The 20,735-nt window shown below is 69.4% G+C and carries 14 protein-coding genes; all 14 read left to right on the top strand.

Annotation, left to right across the window (positions count from 1 at the left end):
* Window positions 1–427: 427 nt before the first annotated feature.
* A complete protein-coding gene (locus tag ABZX92_RS29305; protein WP_355566163.1) occupies window positions 428–3,115 on the top strand; it encodes a BTAD domain-containing putative transcriptional regulator in 2,688 nt (895 codons plus the stop codon).
* 111 nt (window positions 3,116–3,226) lie between these two features.
* Window positions 3,227–6,103 (top strand): BTAD domain-containing putative transcriptional regulator, encoded by a 2,877-nt coding sequence (locus ABZX92_RS29300; protein ID WP_355566159.1) that lies wholly within the window; start codon window positions 3,227–3,229, stop codon window positions 6,101–6,103.
* Window positions 6,052–8,730: a BTAD domain-containing putative transcriptional regulator gene (locus tag ABZX92_RS29295; protein ID WP_355566156.1), complete on the top strand. Its 2,679-nt coding sequence runs from the start codon at window positions 6,052–6,054 to the stop codon at window positions 8,728–8,730. Before ABZX92_RS29300 ends, ABZX92_RS29295 begins: the two co-directional genes overlap by 52 nt.
* Window positions 8,727–11,387, top strand: coding sequence for a BTAD domain-containing putative transcriptional regulator (locus ABZX92_RS29290; RefSeq protein ID WP_355566153.1), 2,661 nt, complete (start codon window positions 8,727–8,729; stop codon window positions 11,385–11,387). Before ABZX92_RS29295 ends, ABZX92_RS29290 begins: the two co-directional genes overlap by 4 nt.
* Before the next feature lie 16 nt (window positions 11,388–11,403).
* Window positions 11,404–14,079, top strand: coding sequence for a BTAD domain-containing putative transcriptional regulator (locus tag ABZX92_RS29285; RefSeq protein WP_355566150.1), 2,676 nt, complete (start codon window positions 11,404–11,406; stop codon window positions 14,077–14,079).
* 73 nt (window positions 14,080–14,152) lie between these two features.
* Window positions 14,153–15,967 (top strand): type VII secretion-associated protein, encoded by a 1,815-nt coding sequence (locus ABZX92_RS29280; protein WP_355566148.1) that lies wholly within the window; start codon window positions 14,153–14,155, stop codon window positions 15,965–15,967.
* A 21-nt stretch (window positions 15,968–15,988) separates the two neighbouring features.
* Window positions 15,989–16,387, top strand: a complete 399-nt coding sequence (locus tag ABZX92_RS29275) for a hypothetical protein (protein ID WP_355566145.1) — start codon at window positions 15,989–15,991, stop codon at window positions 16,385–16,387.
* A gap of 147 nt (window positions 16,388–16,534) precedes the next feature.
* A complete protein-coding gene (locus ABZX92_RS29270; protein ID WP_355566143.1) occupies window positions 16,535–16,840 on the top strand; it encodes a WXG100 family type VII secretion target in 306 nt (101 codons plus the stop codon).
* A 66-nt stretch (window positions 16,841–16,906) separates the two neighbouring features.
* A complete protein-coding gene (locus ABZX92_RS29265; RefSeq protein ID WP_355566141.1) occupies window positions 16,907–17,197 on the top strand; it encodes a WXG100 family type VII secretion target in 291 nt (96 codons plus the stop codon).
* 255 nt (window positions 17,198–17,452) lie between these two features.
* Window positions 17,453–17,896 carry a 50S ribosomal protein L13 gene (rplM, locus tag ABZX92_RS29260; protein ID WP_355566138.1) on the top strand — a complete coding sequence of 148 codons (444 nt, stop codon included), beginning with the start codon at window positions 17,453–17,455 and terminating at the stop codon, window positions 17,894–17,896.
* A 26-nt stretch (window positions 17,897–17,922) separates the two neighbouring features.
* Window positions 17,923–18,480 carry a 30S ribosomal protein S9 gene (rpsI, locus tag ABZX92_RS29255; RefSeq protein WP_355566135.1) on the top strand — a complete coding sequence of 186 codons (558 nt, stop codon included), beginning with the start codon at window positions 17,923–17,925 and terminating at the stop codon, window positions 18,478–18,480.
* 110 nt (window positions 18,481–18,590) lie between these two features.
* Window positions 18,591–19,925, top strand: coding sequence for a phosphoglucosamine mutase (gene glmM / locus ABZX92_RS29250; protein WP_355566132.1), 1,335 nt, complete (start codon window positions 18,591–18,593; stop codon window positions 19,923–19,925).
* Between the two features lie 86 nt (window positions 19,926–20,011).
* Window positions 20,012–20,266: a hypothetical protein gene (locus tag ABZX92_RS29245; RefSeq protein ID WP_355566129.1), complete on the top strand. Its 255-nt coding sequence runs from the start codon at window positions 20,012–20,014 to the stop codon at window positions 20,264–20,266.
* A 174-nt stretch (window positions 20,267–20,440) separates the two neighbouring features.
* Window positions 20,441–20,734: a type VII secretion target gene (locus tag ABZX92_RS29240; protein ID WP_355566126.1), complete on the top strand. Its 294-nt coding sequence runs from the start codon at window positions 20,441–20,443 to the stop codon at window positions 20,732–20,734.
* Window position 20,735 lies beyond the last annotated feature (1 nt).

The raw sequence follows: 20,735 nt of genomic DNA, 5'->3' as shown, positions 1-20,735 counted from the left end.
TCACCGGCAACGTCCGCGAACCCTGTTTCAGCGTCGCCGCAACCGTTTCCCGCTCGCCCAGCCGCCTGCCTCCGTCGAACCGGCTGAGGAAGACTTTGCCGGACGCCGCTCACGCTTCACTCACGCTTCGATGACACTCGCTGTCGCGGGATCTTCCGGACAAATGTAAAGGGCCCGCAGCCGTAGCCGCGGGCCCACCGAACAGCAGGGGACTGTCCGGTTCCCCCATGACCGGATCTCGTGGCGGACAGGACCACTGGGGAGGGCCTGCCCGCCTGAGGCCGACGATCGTGACACCCCCCAAGAACTCGTTGTCACTCTCGTCGTCCGGCTGATCACTACTTTGCCCTGCCGCGCTCACACTTCGGTCACACCGGCTTCACGCCCATAGACTCGTCGCTCGGCAGTGCTGGGGGAAGGCGACGACGTGCGAGTCGAGTACCGCGTGCTGGGGCCGCTGGAGGTGCTGCACGACGGCGCCCCGGTCGTCGTGCCCGCCGGTCGGTGCCGCGTGCTGCTCGCCACGCTCCTGTTGCGCGCCAACGAGTTCGTCCCGACTGCGGAGATCGTCGAGCGGTTGTGGGACGGCACTCCGCCGACGCGCGACCGCGCGCGCAAGACGGTGCACATGATCGTGACCCGGCTGCGGCAGGCGCTCGGACCGGCGAGCTGCGTGCGCACCGGCACTGGTGGTTACGCCGCTGTGGTGGAGCCCGGTCAACTGGACCTGCTGCGGTTTCGGGCGCACTTGAACGCCGGCGAGCACGCGGCGGCGACGGCGTTGTGGCGCGGGCCGGTGCTCGCGAACGTGTCGTCCGAGTCGTTGCACCGCGACGCCGTGCCCGCGTTGGCCGAGGAACGCCTGACCGCGCTGGAGCTCCGGGTCGGCGCGGATCTCGCGCGCGGGCTCGCGGCGGAGCTTGTGCCAGAGCTGCGGGTGCTCACGACGCAGCACCCGTTGCGCGAGGTGTTCTGGGCGCAGCTGGTGCTCGCGTTGCACCGCGGTGGTCAGCAGGCGGACGCGCTCGCGGTGTACCAGGAGGTCGCCGTTCTGCTGGAGGAGCAGCTCGGCGTGCCGCCGGGGCGGGAGCTGCGGGAGGCGCAGCGGCAGGTGCTGGCGGGCGAGGTGCCGGGGCCGGCTGTGGTGCGGCATCAGGTGCCGCGTCAGCTGCCGACCGCGTTGCCTCATTTCGTGGGCCGGGAGTCCGAACTGGACAGGCTCGACGCCGGAGCGCCGATCGCGGTGATCCACGGCAGCGGTGGCGTCGGCAAGACGTCGCTCGCCGTGCAGTGGGCGCACCGGGTGGCTCCTCGGTTCCCCGACGGGCAGCTCTACGCGGACCTGCGCGGGTTCGACCCGACGGGTGCGCCGGTGAACCCGGCCGGCGCGGCCCGCGACTTCCTGCTGGCGCTGGGCGTGCCGGCGGACGAGATCCCGCTCGGCACCGAGGAGATGTTCGGCAGCTACCGCGCGGTGCTGTCCCGGCGGCGGGTGCTGGTGTTGCTCGACAACGTCCGCGACCTGGCTCAGGTTCGCCCGCTGCTGCCCGGTGGGACGCGCAGCCTGGCCGTGATCACGAGCCGCAATCGCTTGCCCGGCTTGGTTTCCGAGGGCGCGTTCGCACTGGACGTGCTGGACAGCGGTGAGTCGATGGAGTTGTTCCGCGGCCGGGTGGGCGCGGACCGGGTCGCGGCCGAACCTGCCGCGGCCGCCCGGCTCGTCCAGCTGTGCGCGGGGCTGCCGTTGGCACTCGCGGTGGTGGCCGCGCGGGCAATGCTCGACCAGCACCCGCTGGGCATGCTCGTGGAGGAGCTGGAGTTCGCGGCTCTCGACGCGTTGGACACCGATGACCCGTTGACGAGCGTGCGCGCGGTGTTCTCGTGGACGTTCGGATGCCTGAGCCCGGCGGCGGCGCGGTTGTTCGTGCTGCTCGGCCTCCATCCCGGTCCGGACGTGACCGAGCCCGCGGCGACGAGCCTGTTGGGGGCTGCTGCGCTTGAGGCACTGGACGAACTGGTCCGCTACAGCTTGATCAACTGCCAGCACGACCGCTATCGGCTGCACGACCTGATGCGGTCGTACGCGGCGGAGGAGGCGGCCGCGAGGTTGTCTGCGGGGGAGTGCTCTGACGCCCGGCAACGGATCTTCGACCACCTCCTGCACTCGGCGCTGGCCGCCGTGGCGAAGCCGGATCCGTTGCGGCAGCCCATCACCACGTCGCCTCCTGCTCCGGGCGCCGTCGTGCTGACGTTCGGCACGACCACCGACGCCGACCGCTGGTTCGCCTCGGAACGCGCGGTGTTCGGCTCCGCGGTGGCGGCTGCGGGCGAGGCAGGTTTCGACGGCCACGTGTGGCGGACGGTCTGGGCGATCCGCCACTTCCTGCTCGCGACCGGCCGGTGGCGGGAGGGCGAACGCCTGCAACGCCTGGCGATCGCGGCCGCCGAGCGGGCCGGTGACCTCGAAGGCCAGTGCAGGGCCCGGCGCGGTCTGGTGTCGTTCCTGGTGCCGGAGCAGGAGTTCGAGGAGGCGGAGCAGCAGCTGCGCGCGGCCGTGGCGCTCGACTCCCTGCGGGGAGACCGGATCGGGCTCTCCAACGACCTGCGCGGCCTCGCCTACCTGCTCGGCCGCCAGGGCAAGTACACCGACGCGCTCGAACCGTTGGCGCGTGCGCTGGACGTGGCCACCGAGAGCGGCGACCAGATCGAGCTCGCGAGCGTCGCGGCGTCGCTCGGCTTCGTGCACAACGAACTCGGCTCACACGCGGAAGCGGCGGTGTGGGCGGTGCGGGCGCGCGACCTGTTCCTGGAACTGGTGCCGGACGAGCGCGACACCGTCGTGGCCTCGAACCGCGACACCCTCGGCAGCATCTACCGCGCTCTGGGCCAGCACGCCGACGCCGAGGCGAACTACCTCAGATCCGCGGAGCTGCAGGGCGCACTGTCGTACCGGCACTACCAGGCCGACACACTGGTGCGGCTGGCCGACCTGAAACAGGAGCAGGGCTCGCTCGACGCGGCGCGCGGCCACTACCTCGCGGCTCTGGAGATCTACGACGACCTCGGCTTCGCGAAGGCCGACGACGTGCGCGAGCTGCTGGCCCGGCTGAGCTGAGAGGCCGGTCCCGCCGCAGCGAAGAGGGAGGTAACTGCGCCCGGACCGGCCAGTCATATGGTCTGGGACGGCGCTCACAGTTCGGTCACACGTCACTTGGGGGGAGGAACGTTGGCTGTCGACTACCGGGTCCTCGGGCCGCTGGAAGTTCTCGTCGACGGCGCCGTCGTACCGGTGCCGGCCGGGCGGTGCCGCGTGCTGCTCGCCACGTTGTTGTTGCGCCCCAACCAGTTCGTTTCCGCCGACGAACTGGTCGATCGGCTCTGGGAAGGCGAACCACCGTCCTCCGAGCGAGCGCGCAAGACGCTGCAGATGGTGGTCGCCAGGCTGCGTCAGGCGCTGGGCGAGGCGAATTGTGTGCGGACCGCGCGCGGCGGCTACCGCACCGAACTCGATCCTTCGACCATCGACCTGACGCGGTTCAGGGCTCTGGTCGCTGCCGGCGATTTCGCTGCCGCGGTCGGGTTGTGGCGTGGCCCGATGCTCACCGACGTCCAGTCCGACTCGCTGCACCAGCGTGACGTCGCGCCGGTGACCGAGGAGTGGTTGCGGGCCCTGGAACGCCGGATCGGCGCCGACCTGGAGGCCGGACGCGCCGCCGACCTGGTCGCCGAGCTGCGCGGGCTCGTCGTGTCGCATCCCCTTCGCGAGGCGTTCTGGGCTCAGCTGATGCTGGCGCTGGCGCAGTCCGGGCAACAGGCGCAGGCGTTGGCGGCCTACCAGGAGGTGCGCTCGTTGCTGGCCGACGAGCTCGGCGTGGATCCGGGCGCGGAGCTTCGTTCGGTGCACCAACGCGTGTTGTCCGGCTCGGTGCGGGTGCGCGGACCGGTGCCGCGCCAGCTGCCCACCGCCGTTCCCCGGTTCGTCGGGCGCGCGGCCGAGCTGGACTCGTTGGAAGCCCTGACACACGGGGGTTCGATCGCGGCCATCACCGGAACCGCCGGCGTCGGCAAGACGACCTTGGCCGTCCACTGGGCACGGGAGATCGCGCCCCGGTTCCCCGACGGCCAGCTCTACGTGAACCTGCGCGGCTTCGACCAGCACCGCGAACCGATGACCCCAGGCGACGCGCTGGGCCGGTTCCTCGAAGGCCTGGGCGTAGCCCCTGACCGCGTGCCAGCCGACCTCGACGAAGCCTCGGCCCTCTACCGCAGCCTGGTCGCCGACCGGCGCATTCTCGTGCTGCTCGACAACGCCCGCGACGCAGAGCACGTCCGCCCCCTGCTGCCAGGCCCTTCACCGTGCCTGGTGCTGATCACGAGCCGCGATCGTTTGACCGGGCTGGTCGTGAACGAGGGCATGCAGCAGGTCGCGCTGGACGTGCTCAGCCCCGCCGAAGCTCACGCTTTGCTGATCAGTCGGCTGGGCGCTGAACGGGTCGGCGCGGCAGACGAGCTGATCAAGTGGTGCGGCGGGCTGCCGCTGGCGTTGGCGATCGTCGCCGCTCGCGCCGCCCAGGCCCCTCGGTTGCCGTTGTCCGCGTTGGTTGCCGAGTTGGCGGATGAGCGCACGCGGCTCGACACGTTGGACACCGGCGATGCGGCGACCAGCGTGCGAACGGTCTTCAAGTGGTCGTACCAGCAGCTCAGCCCTGGCGCGGCACGGATGTTCCGGCTGATCGGCGTCCATCCAGGGCCGGACATCACGGTGCCAGCGGCAGCGAGCCTCGCCGGGCTGCCTGTCGACGAGACTCGCGAACACGTGCGTGAGTTGGTGCGAGCGAACCTGCTGGTCGAGCACGTGCCAGGTCGGTTCAACTGCCATGACCTGCTCCGGGTGTACGCGGCTGACCGTGCGGCGGCGGAGGAATCGGCCGAGGCACGTGACGAGGCTCTTGAGCGGACGTTCGACCACTACCTCCACACCTTGATCGCGATCGATGCGACCTACCACGCACGGCGCCGGCACTTCGTGAAAGAGCCGGTAGCGGTGCCTGGGACGAGTTCAGAGGTGTTCGCCGAGGTGGAAGCAGTGCACGGCTGGTTCCGCGAGGAAGGCAACGTACTGCGCGCGGTGATCGCCCAGAGCGAGGCTCAGGGCGATCACCGCCACACGTGGCAGCTGGTGTGGATTGCCTTCGAACTGATCGAACGGATCGGCCCGTGGCGGGACTGGTTGTGGGCGCTCGCGGCTGCCGAACAGGCCGCTGCCAGGGCAGGTGAGCACGCGTGCGCCGCGAAGCTCGTGTACCTGGAGGCCATCGCTGTCGCCAGGCTCGGCTGGTACGAGCAGGCCAAGCGAAAGTTCGAGGCGAGCGGTCGCGCCTACGCTGAGTTGGGCGACGTGCCTGGACAGGTGATCTGTCAGGGCGGCCGGGCGTGGACGTTGATCCTGCTGGATCGTCCACATGAGTCGCTGGAGGTCGCCCAAGCCGCGCTCGACCTGCAGCGCGGAGATGCCAGCGCGACCGCCAAGCTGATCGCCACGGCTGTGCACCAGGTTGCGGAAGCCTTCACCTTCGTGAGCGAGTACGAGAAGGCACTCGAATGCTGCACCGAAGTGAGAACGTTGCGGCAGGGCACAGCGAGCCCGTACGAAATAGGGCACGAGGACATGACCAAAGGCGCGATTTCGTGTATCTCGGTGAGTCCGCTCAGGCGATCGAGCTTCTCACCGGCGCGATCAGGTGCTTCAACCAGAACGGCAGCTGGTCGGACATCGCCAATGCGCAGAGGTGGCTCGGTGAGGCGTACGAGCAGGCCGGCGACCTCGCCGCCGCGCGTCGTACGTGGATCGAGTCCATGGCGACCTTCGAGTACCACCAGCACCCCTATGCCGAGAAGGTGCGGGCCAAGCTCGCCGCCCTCCCCGAGAACTGATGAGCGGTGCTGGTGGCCCCCCAGGTCTTGCGCCACCAGCACCGCTGAGAGCAACTGTGCCCGAGGGCGCTCACACTTCGCTCACACTGTGATCACAGCACCTACACTGCAGGTGACATGGGGGACGTTGTGCGAGCCGAGTACCGCGTGCTGGGGCCGTTGGAGGTAATTCTCGACGGCGAACCCGTGGCGGTCCCGGCCGGACGATCCAGGGTGCTGCTCGCGGTGTTGCTGTTGAGGGCCAACCGGTTCGTGTCGGCCGAAGAGCTGGTGGAACTCGTCTGGGACGGTACCCCTCCGCGGCTCGATCGCGCGAAGTCCACTTTGCAGATGGTCGTGCGGCGGCTGCGGGTGGCGCTGGGCGACGCGGACTGCGTGCGCTCGGCTCCGGGTGGCTACTTCGCGGAGATCGAGCCGGACCAGCTGGATCTGCTGCGGTTCCGCGCCCTGGCCGGTTCCGGGGACTTCGCCGCCGCTGCTGCGCTGTGGCGGGGACCGGTGCTGGCCGACGTTGCCTCGGACGCGGTGCACCGGGACGACGTGCGGCGGCTGGCCGAGGAACGGCTTGTGGTGCTGGAGCGGCGGATCGAGGCCGACCTGGACCGCGGGCTGGCCGGTGAGCTGCTGCCGGAGCTGCGCGCGCTCACGGCCAAGCACCCGTTGCGGGAGCCGTTCTGGCGGCAGCTGATGTTGGCGCTGTACCGGTCCGGCCAGCAGGCGGCGGCGCTGCTGGCCTACCAGGAGCTCCGGACCACGTTGGCCGACGAGCTCGGCATCGATCCCGATGAGTCGTTGCGGGACCTGCACGAACGAATCCTGCGCGCGGAGGTGCCCCCAGGCGGACGGCTGGTGCCGCGGCAGCTGCCTTCTGGCGTGCGGAACTTCGTGGGCCGTGACGAGGAGCTCCGCCTGCTCGGCGAACTCGATGGCGTCACGGTTGTGCACGGCGTTGGCGGCGTGGGCAAGACCGCGATCACGCTGAGGTGGGGGCGGGAGGTTCGTGATCGTTTCCCGGACGGCGACCTCTACGTGAACCTGCGCGGGTTCGATCCGGAGGTGGCGCCGCTCGAACCCGCCGCTGCGGCCGAGGTGTTGCTGGTCGGCATGGGTGTGGAGGAGATCCCGGCGGATCCGGACGCGCGGTTCGGGTTGCTGCGCACCACGATGGCCGGGCGGCGGTTGTTGCTCGTGCTGGACAACGCCGCGTCCAGCCGCCAGGTCGTGCCGCTGCTGCCCGGTGCGGCGGGTGTGCGGTTGGTGGTGACGAGCCGCAACCAGCTGCGCGCGCTGGTGTCCCAGCACGACGCGACGGCGATCGGGTTGCGGCAGCTGGACTTCGCGGCCGCACGGACGTTGCTCGCCGCTGTGATCGGCGCAGCACGCCTCGACGCCGAGCCGGAGGGGGCGCACGCGATCGTCGAGCGCTGCGCCGGGTTGCCGCTCGCGTTGCGCGTGGTCGCCGAGCGGGTCGCGCGTTTCCCGGACACCTCGCTGCGGGAGTTCGTCGCGGAACTGGACGCCGCGCGGCTGGACGTGTTGAGCGACTTCGACGACGTGGACGTGCGCTCGGTGTTCAGCTGGTCCTACCGGGCTCTGGACGACGAGTCGGCGCGGATGTTCCGGCTGCTGTCAGTCCACCCGGGACAGGACTTCGACGTCGCGGCCGCGGCGGCGCTGGCAGGCGTCCCGATCGCCCAAGCACGCCGGCTGCTCGAACGACTTGTCGCCGATCACCTCGTGCAGTCGAGGTCTCCTGGCCGGTACGACCTGCATGACCTGTTGCGCGCCTACTCGAACGAACTCTGCGGCGACGATGAGACGGCGGCGCTGCAGCTCACCGAGTGGTACACCCACACCTTGGTGAACGCCTCCGACCAGCTGCAGGGCACCAAGCAACTGGTGGACGCGGGTGAGATCACCTCCCGCGTGGTGCCGCAGAGGTTCACCTCGGCGTTCGATGCGATGTCCTGGGTTCGCAACGAGTGGGACAACCTCAAAGCCGTGACGCGGGCGGCGATCGCGCGCGGCTGGACCCGGCTCGCCTTGCTGATTCCCGCTCACCTGATCCGGTACCTCAACATCGACACGGGACGCCGTCCGGAGGCGCTCGAGCTGTTCGAACGGGTGAGAGACTTCGGCACCGAACAGGAACAGGCGATTCTGCAGATCAAACTGGCCTCCCTGTACGGCCACTGCGGCCGAGCCGAAGAGGCACTTCGGGCCCACGAAAACGCAGTGCGGTTCGCCCGCAAGTTCGGCGATCGGCGCGCGGAGGCGATGGCCACGCTGAACATGGTCGGCGCCTACGAACGTCTGGGCCGACTGGAGGACGCGCTCGCCACGTCCGTTGACGGTTTCGCCTTGCTCGCCGAGCTCGACGACCCGTTCCTGTACTGCGCCGCGCGTGCCAACGCGAGTCTCATCCTGAGCCGTCTCGGGCGCTACGCCGAAGCGGTCGAGCAGAGCACCGCGGCCGTCGCCATCGCGGTGAACTTCGGAGACGAGTTCGTCCACGGGCGAATTCACACCATGCACGGTGAGGCACTGGCCGGAGTCGGGCGGCTCGACGAGGCGGTGAGCGCCCTGGAGTTCGCCGTCGAGGTCATGGTGAAGTTCGGCGACCGGGAGAACGAGGGCGAGGCGTTGCGCCACCTCGGCCACGTGCTGCTGCGGCTCGACCGTCGCGACGACGCCGTGGTGGCGTGGCGGCGCGCGGTGGAACTGTGGCGAGCTCTCGACGACCCGAGGCTGGTCGAGCTTGTCGAGCGGCTGCGGGAGCTGGAGGCCGGGCGATGACCGTCGAGTACCGCGTGCTGGGGCCGTTGGAGGTGCTTGTCGACGGCGAGCCCGTGACGGTCCCGGCCGGCCGGTGCCAGGTGTTGCTGGCGGCGTTGCTGTTGCGGGCCAACAGGTTCGTGCCCGTCGACGAGCTGGTGGACCTGGTCTGGGACGGCGCTCCTCCGCGGCTCGACCGCGCCAAGGCCACTTTGCAGATGGTCGTGCGCAGGCTGCGGGTCGCGTTGGGCGAGGCGGACTGCGTGCAGACCCGGACGGGTGGTTATCTGGCCGTGGTCGAGCCCGATCAGCTCGATCTGTCGAGGTTCCGGGCACTCGCGGCCTCCGGTGACTTCGGTGCCGCGTCGGCGTTGTGGCGCGGCGCGGTGCTGAGCAACGTGGCGTCCGAGCAGCTGCACCGCGAGGAGGTGCCGCGGCTGGCCGGTGAGCGGCTCGCGGTGCTGGAGCGGCGGATCGACGCGGAACTGGACCGCGGACTCGCCGGCGAACTGGTGGCCGAGTTGCGGTCGCTGGTGGCGGAACACCCGTCGCGGGAACCGTTCTGGCGGCACCTGATGCTCGCGCTGTACCGGTCCGGGCAGCAGGCCGAGGCGTTGCGCGTGTACGAGCAGGTGCGGGCCGAACTCGCCGACGAGCTCGGCGTCGATCCGGGGCCTGAACTCCAGGAGCTGCACCAGCAGATCCTGCGTGCCGAGGTGGCGCCGGGGACGCGGCCGCAGGTCCCGCGTCAGCTGCCGTCCGGACTGCGCAACTTCGTCGGGCGCGAGGACGAGCTCGGGGTTCTGGACAAGGCGTCCGGTGTCACGGTCGTGCACGGTGTTGGTGGTGTCGGCAAGACCGCGTTGGTGTTGCAGTGGGCTCGCGATCGGCGTGAGCACTACCCGGACGGCGACCTCTACGTGAACCTGCGCGGGTTCGACCCGGAGGTGCAGCCGGTGGATCCCGCTGCGGCCGCCGAGAACTTGCTGGTCGGGTTGGGCGTGCACGACGTTCCGGCTGGTGCGGAAGCGCGGTTCGCGTTGCTGCGCACCACCCTCGTCGACCGGCGGTTGCTGCTGTTGCTGGACAACGCGGCGTCGGCGCGTCAGGTCCTGCCGCTGCTGCCCGGTGCGGCCGCTGTGCGCGTGCTGATCACCAGCCGCAACCAGCTGCGGGCGCTCGTCTCGCAGCACGACGCGACCGCGATCAGCTTGGGGCAGCTGGGGTTCGACGAGGCACGGTCGTTGCTCGCCGTGGTGATCGGCGAAGAACGCCTGGACGCCGAACCCGAGGCCGCCCGCGAGATGGTTCGACGGTGCGCCGGCCTGCCGTTGGCGCTGCGGGTCTTCGCGGAACGGGTGTCGCGCTTCCCGGACGTGTCGCTGCGGGAGTTCGTGGCCGAGCTGCACGAGGAGCGGCTCGATGCGTTCAACGACTTCTACGACGTGGACGTCCGTGCAGTTTTCTCGTGCTCCTACCGGGCGTTGGACGAACAGTCGGCGCGGATGTTCCGGCTGCTGTCCGTCCACCCAGGACCGGACTTCGACGTGAGCGCCGCCGCCGCGCTCGCCGGGGTGTCGGTGACGCAGGCCAGGCGGTTGCTCGAACGCCTGGTCGCCGACGCGCTCGTGCAGTCGCGGTCGTTGGGGCGGTACTGCCTGCACGATCTGCTGCGCGCCTACGCGACGGAGCTGTGCGGCGACGACGAGGCGGCCGCGCTGCGGATGACCGAGTGGTACGTCCACACCCTCGAACGCGCCAGAGCGCTGCAAAGCGCGCGAATGCTGGTGCGGGCGGACGAGATCACATCGGGCGTGGTGCCGCAGGGGTTCAGCTCGCAGTTCGACGCGACGTCCTGGGTCCGGCAGGAGTGGGACAACCTCAGGGAGGTTTTGTACGCGGCCGTCGCGCGCGGTTGGGAGAAGCTCGCGCTGATGATTCCGACGCACATCGACAACTACCTGAGCCTCAACCGGCGGCGCTGGTCGGAGGCAGTCGGGATGTACGAGGCGGTGCAGACCTTCGGGAGCATCCGCGAGCAGGGTTTTCTGTTGCTCAAGCTGGCGAGCCTCTACAGCGACGTGGGCCGCCGGGACGACGCACTGGTCTGCTTCAGCGAGGCGCTGAGGTTCGTGCACGACGCGGGCGAACGAACCGCCGAGGCAGCCGGGCTGAGCAACCAGGCACTCCTGCTCAACTCACTCGGACAGCCGGAAGCAGCGCTCGAGAGCGTGCGGCGCGCGGCCGAGATCAGCGTCGAGCTCGAGGACCGCTACCTGGAGGGCGTCACCCGCGGCAACAGCGCCCTCTACCTGAACGCTCTCGGTCGCCACCAGGAAGCCTTCGACGAGACCGAACGCGCCGTCGCCCTGATGGCCGAACTGGAGGACGAGTACCTGCTCGCGCGGGTGCAGGGGCAGCAGGGCAGAACGCTGCTGGAGCTGGGCAGGCTCGACGAGGCCGTCGAACGGCTGGGATCCGTCGCCCGGTCGATGGCCGCGTTCGGAGATGCCGGCGATGAGGCCGACGTGCTGGAACTGATGGGCATCGCGCTGCTGGGACTGAACCGGGGTGAGGAGGCGGCCGTGGCGTGGCTACGCGCCTTCGATCTTTGGCACGATCTCGGTGACCACAGGGCCGAGCGGGTCGCGGCCCGGCTTGCGGAGCTGAAGAAGTAGCCGGGGGGCGTGATCGGTGAGCGTCGAGTTCCGGGTCCTGGGCCCGCTGGAAGTGCTGCTCGACGGAGAACCCGTCGACGTCCCGGCCGGCCGCGGGCGAGTGTTGCTGGCGACATTGTTGTTGCGGCCCAACCAGTTCGTGTCGGTCGACGAGCTCATCGAACGGTTGTGGGACGGCGAACCGCCGACGGTTGACCGCGCCCACAAGACCTTGCAGATGGTCGTCACCCGGTTGCGGCAGTCGCTCGGTGCCGCCAACCGCGTGCGGACGGCCGGTGGCGGCTACCGGGTGGAGATCGATCAGGACGAGCTTGACCTGCTGCGGTTCCGCGCGCTCGCGGGCTCCAGCGACTTCGCCGCGGCTGCGGCGTTGTGGCGCGGACCGGTGCTCGGCAACGTCAAGTCGGACGCCCTGCACCGCGACGACGTACCGCCGTTGCTGGACGAACGCCTGGTCGTGCTGGAGCGCCGCATCGACGCGGATCTCGATCGCGGTCACGCCGCCGAGCTGGTGGCCGAGCTGCGGTCCCTGGTCGCGGACCACCCGCTGAGGGAGTCGTTCTGGCGGCAGCTGATGCTCGCGCTCTACCGCTCCGGGCAGCAGGCCGCGTCGCTCGCGGCCTACCAGGAAATCCGGAAACGGCTCGCGGACGAGCTCGGGGTCGATCCCGGCCCCGCGTTGCGCGACCTGCATCAGCGGATCCTCCGTGCGGACGTCGGCCACGTGGACCGTCGTTCAGTGCCGCGGCAACTGCCGGCGGGTGTGCCCGACTTCGTAGGCCGCGACGAAGAAATTTCGTTGTTGGGCAAGGCGAACGGGATCTCGGTCGTGCATGGCGTCGGAGGCGTCGGCAAGACTGCCCTGGCGCTGCAGTGGGCCCACTCGGTGCGTCAGGACTTCCCGGACGGCGACCTCTACCTGAACCTGCGGGGATTCGAGCAGGAGGCGCAGCCCGTCAGCCCGGGCCACGCAGCGGAGTTGCTGCTGGTCGGGTTGGGCGTGAAGAACGTACCGGCCGGTGAGGAGGCGCGGTACGCGTTGCTGCGGACCGAGCTGGCGGGCCGGCGGATGTTGCTGGTCCTGGACAACGCGGCGACCGGCCGGCAGGTGTTGCCGCTGCTGCCCGGTACGCCGAGCGTCCGGGTGATCATCACGAGCCGCAACCAGTTGCGCCCGCTCGTCGTGCGGTACGGCGCGACGAGCATTGCCTTGCGGCAGCTGGACAACGACGAGGCACACAGGTTGCTCGCCGCACGTCTCGGCGCCGCACGTCTCGAGGCGGAACCCGGCGCGGTTCGCGAGATCGTCGAGCGCTGCGCCGGACTGCCCTTGGCACTGCGGGTTTTCGCCGAGCGGGTGGCACGGTTCCCGGACACGCCGCTGCACGAGTTCGCCAGCGAACTGCGCACCGAGCGGCTGGACGCACTGACCGACTTCGACGACGTCGACGTGCGTGCGGTGTTCTCGTGGTCGTACCGGGCGCTCGATCCCGAGTCGGCACGGATGTTCCGGCTGCTGTCCGTTCACCCAGGAGTCGATCTCGACGTCGGCGCCGCGGCCGCGCTGGCCGGCGTCACCGTCGCACAGGCACGCCGGTTGCTGGAACGGCTCGTCGCGGACCACCTGGTGCAGACCCGCTCGCCCGGCCGTTACGACCTGCACGACCTGCTGCGCGCTTACGCCGCCGAGTTGTGCGGTGATGACGAGGCGGCCGCCCTGAGGCTGACGGAGTGGTACGTCCACACGCTGGAGAACGCCGCGGAGGTGCACGGAGTCACTCAGGTGATGTACGCGGACGAGGTCTCGACCGGCGTTGTCCCGCAGGAGTTCTCGACCCGCTTCGGCGCGCTCGCCTGGTGTCGCGGTGAGTGGGACAACCTCTGCGCCGTGATGCACGCGGCCCTCGCCAGAGGCTGGAACCTCCTCGCCCAGATGATCCCCATCCACCTGCGCACCCACTACGTCATCGAGAGGGTGCGAGATCAGGAACTTCTCTCGATGTTCGAGGCGGTTCAGGACCTCGGCTCCGCCCGTGTGCGGAACTTGCTCAAGCTGAAGCTCGCCGCGACGTACGTCAACGTGAAGCGCTTCGAGGACGCGCTGCGCGAATTCGACGCCGCGCTGCCACTCATCCGCGAGATGGGGGACAAGCTCGCTGAGGCGGGCGGCCTCAACAACATGAGCGTTGCGTACCTCTCCACCGGCCGGGCGGAGGAGTCGCTCGACTGCAACCGCCGAAGCCTCGAGTTGGCGGTCGAGTTGGGGGACCTGGACATGGAGTGCGTTTGCCGAGTGAACATCGTCGGCACGCTCAACGGTCTTCGGCGTCATGCCGAGGCACTCGAAGAAGCGGACCGAGCGCGCGCGGCCATCCGCAGGAAGGGCGACGAGTACGCGGCCGCGCGGCTGGACTCCCTGATCGCCGTCGCACTGGTCGGGCTCGGCCGGCTCGACGAGGCGCTCGCCCTGTTCGAGCAGTGCATCGAGGAGCTGCGCAGGTTCAGCGACGTGCGGTCGAGAGTCGCGGTGCTCGACGAGGACGTGGGCCCGCTGTTGTTCCGGCTGGGCAGGCACGACGACGCCGTGCGGGCTTGGGAGCAGGCACTGGAGCTGGCTGTTGCCGTCGGCAACGACCGCGCTGACGGACTCGAGGCGAAGCTCGCGCTGGTGCGCGGTTCGCGACCGGAGTGAGGCGAGGTTGGCCATCCGTGTCGTCCCGGCCTGTCACATCGGGTAAGCATGTGCCCGGAAGAGGGGAAGGTGCATGAGCCTGCACGTCGCGGTCGACTTCGGCACGTCGAGCACCTGCGTCGCCGTCTCGGCCCACGGCCGGGAGCCGCAGGTCGTCGTGTTCGACGGCCAGCCGCTGGTGTCGTCCGCCGTGTTCGCCGCCGCCGACGGGACGTTGTTCGTCGGTCAGGAGGCCGAGCGTCAGGCGGCGGTCGACCCCGCTCGCTACGAACCGCACCCGAAGCGCCGTGTCGACGAGGGCGAGCTGCTGCTGGGCAGCACTGTGCTGCCCGTCGTGGACGTCGTGCGCGCGGTGCTCACCCGTGCCGTCGGAGAAGCGCGCCGGGTCGGTGGCGGGGCACCCGTCGACCTTCTCGTTCTGACCCATCCCGCGGACTGGGGAACCGTCCGCACCCGAGTGCTGATCCAGGCCGCACGCGGTCTCGGCCGTGAGCTGGTGCTGGTGCCGGAGCCCGTCGCGGCCGCCGTCTTCCACTCCGCGAGCCACTCCGTTCCGGACGGTGCCTCTCTCGCCGTGCTCGACCTCGGCGGCGGCACGGTCGACGCGAGCGTGGTGACGCGCACCGGCAGGAGCTTCCGGGTGCTGTCGGCCAAGGGCGACCCGAGCTTCGGCGGCGCGGACGTCGACCAGGCGTTGCTGGAACACGTCGGCGGGCTGGTCGCGGCCAAGGATCCAGAGGCGTGGCGGCAGCTCGTCGAAGGCCGCGAGATGGCGGACCGGCGCAAGCGGCGGGTGCTGCGGCAGGACGTGCGGGGCGCCAAGGAGACGTTGTCCCGGCACGCCTACACCGATGTGCCGATGCCGCCGCCGTTCCCGGACGCGCACGTCACCCGATCCGACCTGGAACAGCTGATCACCGCGCCGTTGAACAGGGCTGCCGCCTTGGTCGGCGCCGCCGTGCGTGACGCTGGTCTCTCACCGCAGCAGCTGGCCGGGGTGTTCCTGGTCGGCGGGTCGAGCCGCATCCCGCTGGTCGCGCGACTCGTCCACGACCACATCCGCGTGGTGCCGACGAGCATCGACCAGCCGGAGACCGTCGTCGCCCGCGGCGCACTGCGGGCCGTCAGCCTCGACCCGGAGCGGACCGGGGGCGTCGCCCAGCAGAAGACGCCACAGGGCGGTCCGGGTGACGTAACGCACAACCTCCGGGTGACCGACGACGCCACTCGCAAGATCACCCGGCGGATCACGCCGCCGCCCTCCTCGCAGTTCCCCACCGCGTTCCCCCCGGCCCCGCAGCCGCCGAAGAAGAAGAGCAAGGTGCCGCTGTTCGTCACGATCGGCGTGGTCGTGGTGCTCGCCGCGGCCGGTGTTGGTGGTTACTACTGGCTGAACCACAAGAACACGACCGAGCAGTCGGATCCGCCGGCGAATCAGATCGCGGTGTACGACTACCGCTTCACTCGTCCGGACGGATGGGAGCAGACGGGCGGAGTCGCGAAAGACCGGCAGGTGCTTTTGCAACCGATCGACCGCAAAACGTCTGATCCGGATTCACCCGTGGATCGCATTGCTGTGCAGGAGCAAACACTTGTCTACGACAGCAGTGCGGATCGCCCGCGCGCGTTGAAAGAACTGCAGATCCAATATGACAAGCGCGTGGGCAACGGTGACAAGGTCTCCGGATTTGCTGAAGCGACCACATTCGCGGGCAAGTCTGTTGTTCACTATCGCGAAGAAGTGAGTGGCGCCGCGGTCGACTGGTACATCCAGTTCGCGGGCAAGGCGCAGGTGAGCGTGGGCTGCCAGGCCACCGACGCGGGCAAGGCGCAGGTCGGCGCCGCCTGCGAGCAGATCGTCCGTTCACTGGTCATCAAGCCGCAGTAAGCACCGTCAGGGGAGTTGTCCATGTCCGCCAGCGAGGTTCTCGCCCGGTTCCGCGCCGAGGTCGGAGAAGCCGCCACTCGTGCCCGTCGTGCCGCCGGTGAAGTCGGTGAACGCAATGCCAAGCTGCGGGAACGGACGCGTGACCTGGCCAGGCAGGCACGTGAGCGCAGGGTCGAACCCGGTGCTCAGGCCACTTCTCCTGACGTTCGAGCGGCGGCCACCGGGTTCCGCGGCGACCGCGGACTGCCGGTCGAGCAGACGCCGGACGCCGCCGAGTTGACCGCTCCGCAGGCTCCCGCGCCCGTCGAGACGGAGTCCCCGGCCACTCTCGGTTCTGCCGCTGTCGCCGGTCCGAGTGGCCAGCTTCCCCGTGTGAGTGACGATGACGAGGACTTTTCGCAGTCGCGAATCCTCTACTGACACCGGGTTTCACCCGGAGCCGTTTACTAGCGCAACTACTTCCGATGAAGTCGCGACAGGACGGAACCGACGTGGCAGGGTCCTCGTCGGAAGAGGCGTACGAACCAAGAAGTACGACTTGAACTTCAAACAAGGGGGCATCTCCCAATGGCCGGTTACGTCGCGTCTGCAGAAGAACTCGCCGCGCTCGGCAAGCACATTCAGGAGGTCGACGCTCAGACTCAGGCCACGCTGCGCGGCGTTGCCAACACCGTCGACGGTCTCCGGAGCGTCTGGACTGGTGCGGCTGCCACCGCCTTCAACGCCCTGATGGAGCGTTACAACGAGGACGCCCGGAACCTCCAGCAGGCTCTGCAGGGCATCGCGGAGCAGGTCGGCGTGAGCGCCGACACCTACCGCAAGCAGGAAGAGGAAGCGCAGAACCTCTCTCAGAGCATCTCCAACCGTCTCTGATTCTCCGCGGTTCTTCCAGCTTTCGTTTGCTCTTTCGCACAACACAGACTTCTAGGGGAGATGGAAATGTCACACGACAGCGTCAAGGTCAGCTTCGCCGAGCTCGCGAACGCAGCAGGCTCGATCTCCAGCTCGGCACAGCAGGTCCAGCAGCAGCTCGACGACCTCCGTGACCAGGTCACCAAGGTCATGGGCAGCTACGAGGGTGAGGCCGCCGCGGCCTACCAGCAGAAGCAGTCCCAGTGGGACAAGAGCGCCGCTGACCTGCAGTCCGTCCTCTCGTCCATCGGTATCGCTGTGCGTGACGCCGGCCAGGCGTACGAGGCGGCCGAGAAGAGCAACGCCAACCGCTGGTAAGCCATCGCGGTTCAGTTAGACCCTCGCGAGCCCCGGAACCACGTGGTCCGGGGCTCGCGTACGTCCGGAGTTGGGGCGTTCGGAGGGGCCGTTTTGGTCCCCGCACCACCCATCCGGTATCTTCTTACGTTGTTGTGCGGTAGCTGGCGCCCATGTGTGCCGCGCCTGTCTCGGAACCACCGCTTGGTTCGTCCAAGATCGGTCTGGGGCAACCGCCGCAGTGACCCCAGACGCAAGTGACGACGAGGTAGATCCGTGCGCACGTACAGCCCGAAGCCCGGTGAGGTGACCCGCACCTGGCACGTGATCGACGCCCAGGACGTGGTGCTCGGCCGGCTCGCCACCCAGGCCGCGACGCTGCTGCGCGGCAAGCACAAGCCGACTTACGCCCCTCACGTTGACACCGGTGACTTCGTCATCGTCATCAACGCTGACAAGGTGGCTCTGACCGGCGCGAAGCGGGACCAGGCCTTCCAGTACCGCCACTCCGGCTTCCCCGGTGGTCTGCGCAAGCAGTCCTTCGGCGAGCTGCTGGACACGCGTTCGGACCGGCTGGTCGAGAAGGCGATCAAGGGCATGCTGCCCAAGAACCGCCTGGGCCGTCAGATCGCGAACAAGCTCAAGGTCTACAGCGGGCCGAACCACCCGCACGCTGCGCAGCAGCCGCAGACCTTCGAGATCAAGAAGATCGCCCAGTGAGCGACGAGAACACCGAGGAAGTTCCTGTGACCACCCCTGAGAACGAGACCCCTGAGGTCGAGACCCCCGAGGTCGAGGCTGAGGTTGTCGAGGCCGAGGTCGTCGAGGCTGCTCCCGAGGCCGAGGCCGAGCAGGCCGAGGTTGTCGAGGAAGAAGCTTCCGCGCCGGTGGTCGTCGCTCCGCAGCTGAACGGCGCCGCGCACCTCGCGCAGACCGTCGGCCGCCGCAAGGAGGCCGTCGTCCGCGTCCGCCTCGTGCCCGGCACCGGCAAGTTCACGCTGAACGGCAAGGCCCTCGAGGACTACTTCCCGAACAAGGTGCACCAGCAGCTCATCAAGGAGCCGCTCGTCACCACGGAGAAGCCCGAGACCTTCGACGTGATCGCCAACCTGCGTGGCGGCGGCATCACCGGCCAGGCCGGTGCGCTGCGTCTCGCCATCGCGCGTGCGCTGATCGCCGTCGACTCCGAGGACCGCCCGGCCCTGAAGAAGGCCGGCTTCCTCACCCGTGACCCGAGGGTCAAGGAGCGCAAGAAGTACGGTCTGAAGAAGGCCCGCAAGGCGCCTCAGTACTCCAAGCGCTGACACGAAGTCTCAGCTGTACCTGCGGGAGCAGCAGTTCAAATCGAACTGCTGCTCCCGCAGTGTTTTCCGGGTCTTTCCCGCCGCCTTGCAGTGTCCATATCGGAGGATTCATGGCCCGCCTGTTCGGCACCGACGGAGTGCGTGGTCTCGCCAACGCCGATCTCACCCCCGAGCTCGCGATGTCCGTCGCCGCCGCAGCGGCACGCGTGCTCGCGGAGCACGACCGTTCCCACCGCCCGGTCGCCGTCGTCGGCCGCGACCCCAGGGCGAGCAGCGAGATGCTCGACGCCGCCGTCACCGCGGGCCTCACCTCGGCCGGCGCGGACGTCCTGCGGGTCGGCGCGCTGCCCACCCCGGCGGTCGCCCACCTCGTCGCCGCGCTCGGCGCCGACATCGGCGTGATGATCTCCGCGTCGCACAACGCGATGCCGGACAACGGGATCAAGCTCTTCGCCGCCGGTGGCCACAAGTTGCCCGACCAGGTCGAGGACGAGATCGAGCAGCACATGGGCACCGGCTTCGAGCGGCCGACCGGTGCCGCGATCGGCCGGGTGCGCGACGTCGCCGATGCCGAGACCCAGTACGTCGAGCACCTGCTCAAGGTCACACCGCACCGCCTCGACGGCCTCAAGGTCGTGGTGGACTGCGCGAACGGTGCCGCGTCGGTGGCCGCACCGGACGCCTACCGTCGCGCCGGGGCCGAGGTCATCGCGATCCACGCCACCCCGGACGGCCTCAACATCAACGACAACTGTGGCTCGACGCACATCGACGTCGTGGCCGCCGCGGTCCGCGAGCACGGCGCCGACCTCGGCATCGCGCACGACGGTGACGCCGACCGCTGCCTCGCGGTGGACGCCGAGGGCAACGCCGTCGACGGTGACCAGATCCTGGCGATCCTCGCGCTCGCCATGCGCGACGCGGGCGAGCTGTACGAGGACACCCTCGTCGCCACCGTGATGAGCAACCTCGGCCTGCACCTCGCCATGAAGGCGGAGAAGATCCGCCTGCGCACCACCGCGGTCGGCGACCGGTACGTGCTGCAGGACCTCAAGGCCGGCGGCTACTCGCTCGGCGGCGAGCAGTCCGGCCACGTCGTGCTGCCCGCGCACGCCACCACCGGCGACGGCCTGCTCACCGCGCTGCGCCTGATGGCCCGCATGGCCGAGACCGGCAAGTCCCTCGCCGACCTCGCCTCGGTGATGCGCCGCCTGCCGCAGGTCCTGATCAACGTGAAGGTCTCGGACAAGGCCGCGGTGGCGAAGGCCACCTCGGTCAGCGAGGCCGTCGCCGCCGTCGAGGCCGAGCTGGGCGACGCTGGCCGCGTGCTGCTGCGCCCGTCCGGAACGGAGCAGCTCGTGCGGGTGATGGTCGAGGCGACGAGCCACGAACAGGCGGAGTCGGCAGCGCAACGCCTCGCGGGTGTGGTTTCCTCGGTCCGCTGAGCCGAACGGGGCCGGAGGCGCGACACGTCGCCGGCCCCGCATCGGGGACACCGACATCCGAGGACGACGACGTGAAATTCGGCCCGATGGCCTTGCTGATTGTCCTGTTCGTGCTGGCCCTAGCGGCTGTGGCACTGGTCGTCGTGATCGTCGTGAAGGCCCAGAAGAAGCAGCGGGCTCACCCCGGGCAGCAGTTCCCGCCGGGCCAGGGCTACCCCCAGCAGCCATATCCGCCGCAAGGCCCCCCGCAGGGTCAGCAGTGGCCGCAGCAGCCACCGCAAGGTCAGCAGTGGTCTCAGCAACCTCCTGGCCAGCAGCCTCCGCCGTCCAACCAGTGGTGATCACGGATCTCGCGTTCGCAACTGCAAGCGACGCGATCGTTCGCCTCCGCGGGACGGCCGTGGCCTGCGAACATGGGAACCGGATGCAACGCTGATACGTCGGACTGGGGAATGCCGGTTCACACCGGCGGACGTTCTACGGGGTGTGGCGCGAGGCCACGGAGGGGAGTTCGGGTGGCCGGCTTCGGTACTAGCCCGGAGGAGATGGGCGCGGTCGCCGGGAAGGTGCGCGGTGCCGGTGAGGGCACCAAGGCCTCCAGCGACAAGATCGCGCAGACCGACCTGGCCAAGGAGAGCTTCGGCACGGCTCACACTGACGCGTTCACGGGCTATCAGACCGGCATTCAGAAGCTCGCCAAGTGCGCGCAGAGCTTCGTCACCGCGAGCGCCGACCTCGCGGCCCGCCTCGAAGCCAGCAAGGGCGGCTACGAGTGGGTCGAGGCCGAGAACAAGCAGAAGGTGAGCTAGT

This window comes from Lentzea sp. NPDC006480 (assembly GCF_040611995.1).
GTDB lineage: Bacteria > Actinomycetota > Actinomycetes > Mycobacteriales > Pseudonocardiaceae > Lentzea.
The sequence above is the reverse complement of the archived record's forward strand: the minus strand, read 5'-3'. Positions and strand labels throughout refer to the sequence as shown.

Coding starts and splice junctions, on each gene's coding strand:
- ABZX92_RS29295 (WP_355566156.1), top strand. CDS start 6,052: ATGGGGGACGTTGTGCGAGCCGAGTACCGCGTGCTGGGGCCGTTGGAG.
- ABZX92_RS29280 (WP_355566148.1), top strand. CDS start 14,153: ATGAGCCTGCACGTCGCGGTCGACTTCGGCACGTCGAGCACCTGCGTC.
- ABZX92_RS29265 (WP_355566141.1), top strand. CDS start 16,907: ATGTCACACGACAGCGTCAAGGTCAGCTTCGCCGAGCTCGCGAACGCA.
- ABZX92_RS29270 (WP_355566143.1), top strand. CDS start 16,535: ATGGCCGGTTACGTCGCGTCTGCAGAAGAACTCGCCGCGCTCGGCAAG.
- glmM (WP_355566132.1), top strand. CDS start 18,591: ATGGCCCGCCTGTTCGGCACCGACGGAGTGCGTGGTCTCGCCAACGCC.
- ABZX92_RS29290 (WP_355566153.1), top strand. CDS start 8,727: ATGACCGTCGAGTACCGCGTGCTGGGGCCGTTGGAGGTGCTTGTCGAC.
- ABZX92_RS29245 (WP_355566129.1), top strand. CDS start 20,012: ATGGCCTTGCTGATTGTCCTGTTCGTGCTGGCCCTAGCGGCTGTGGCA.
- ABZX92_RS29275 (WP_355566145.1), top strand. CDS start 15,989: ATGTCCGCCAGCGAGGTTCTCGCCCGGTTCCGCGCCGAGGTCGGAGAA.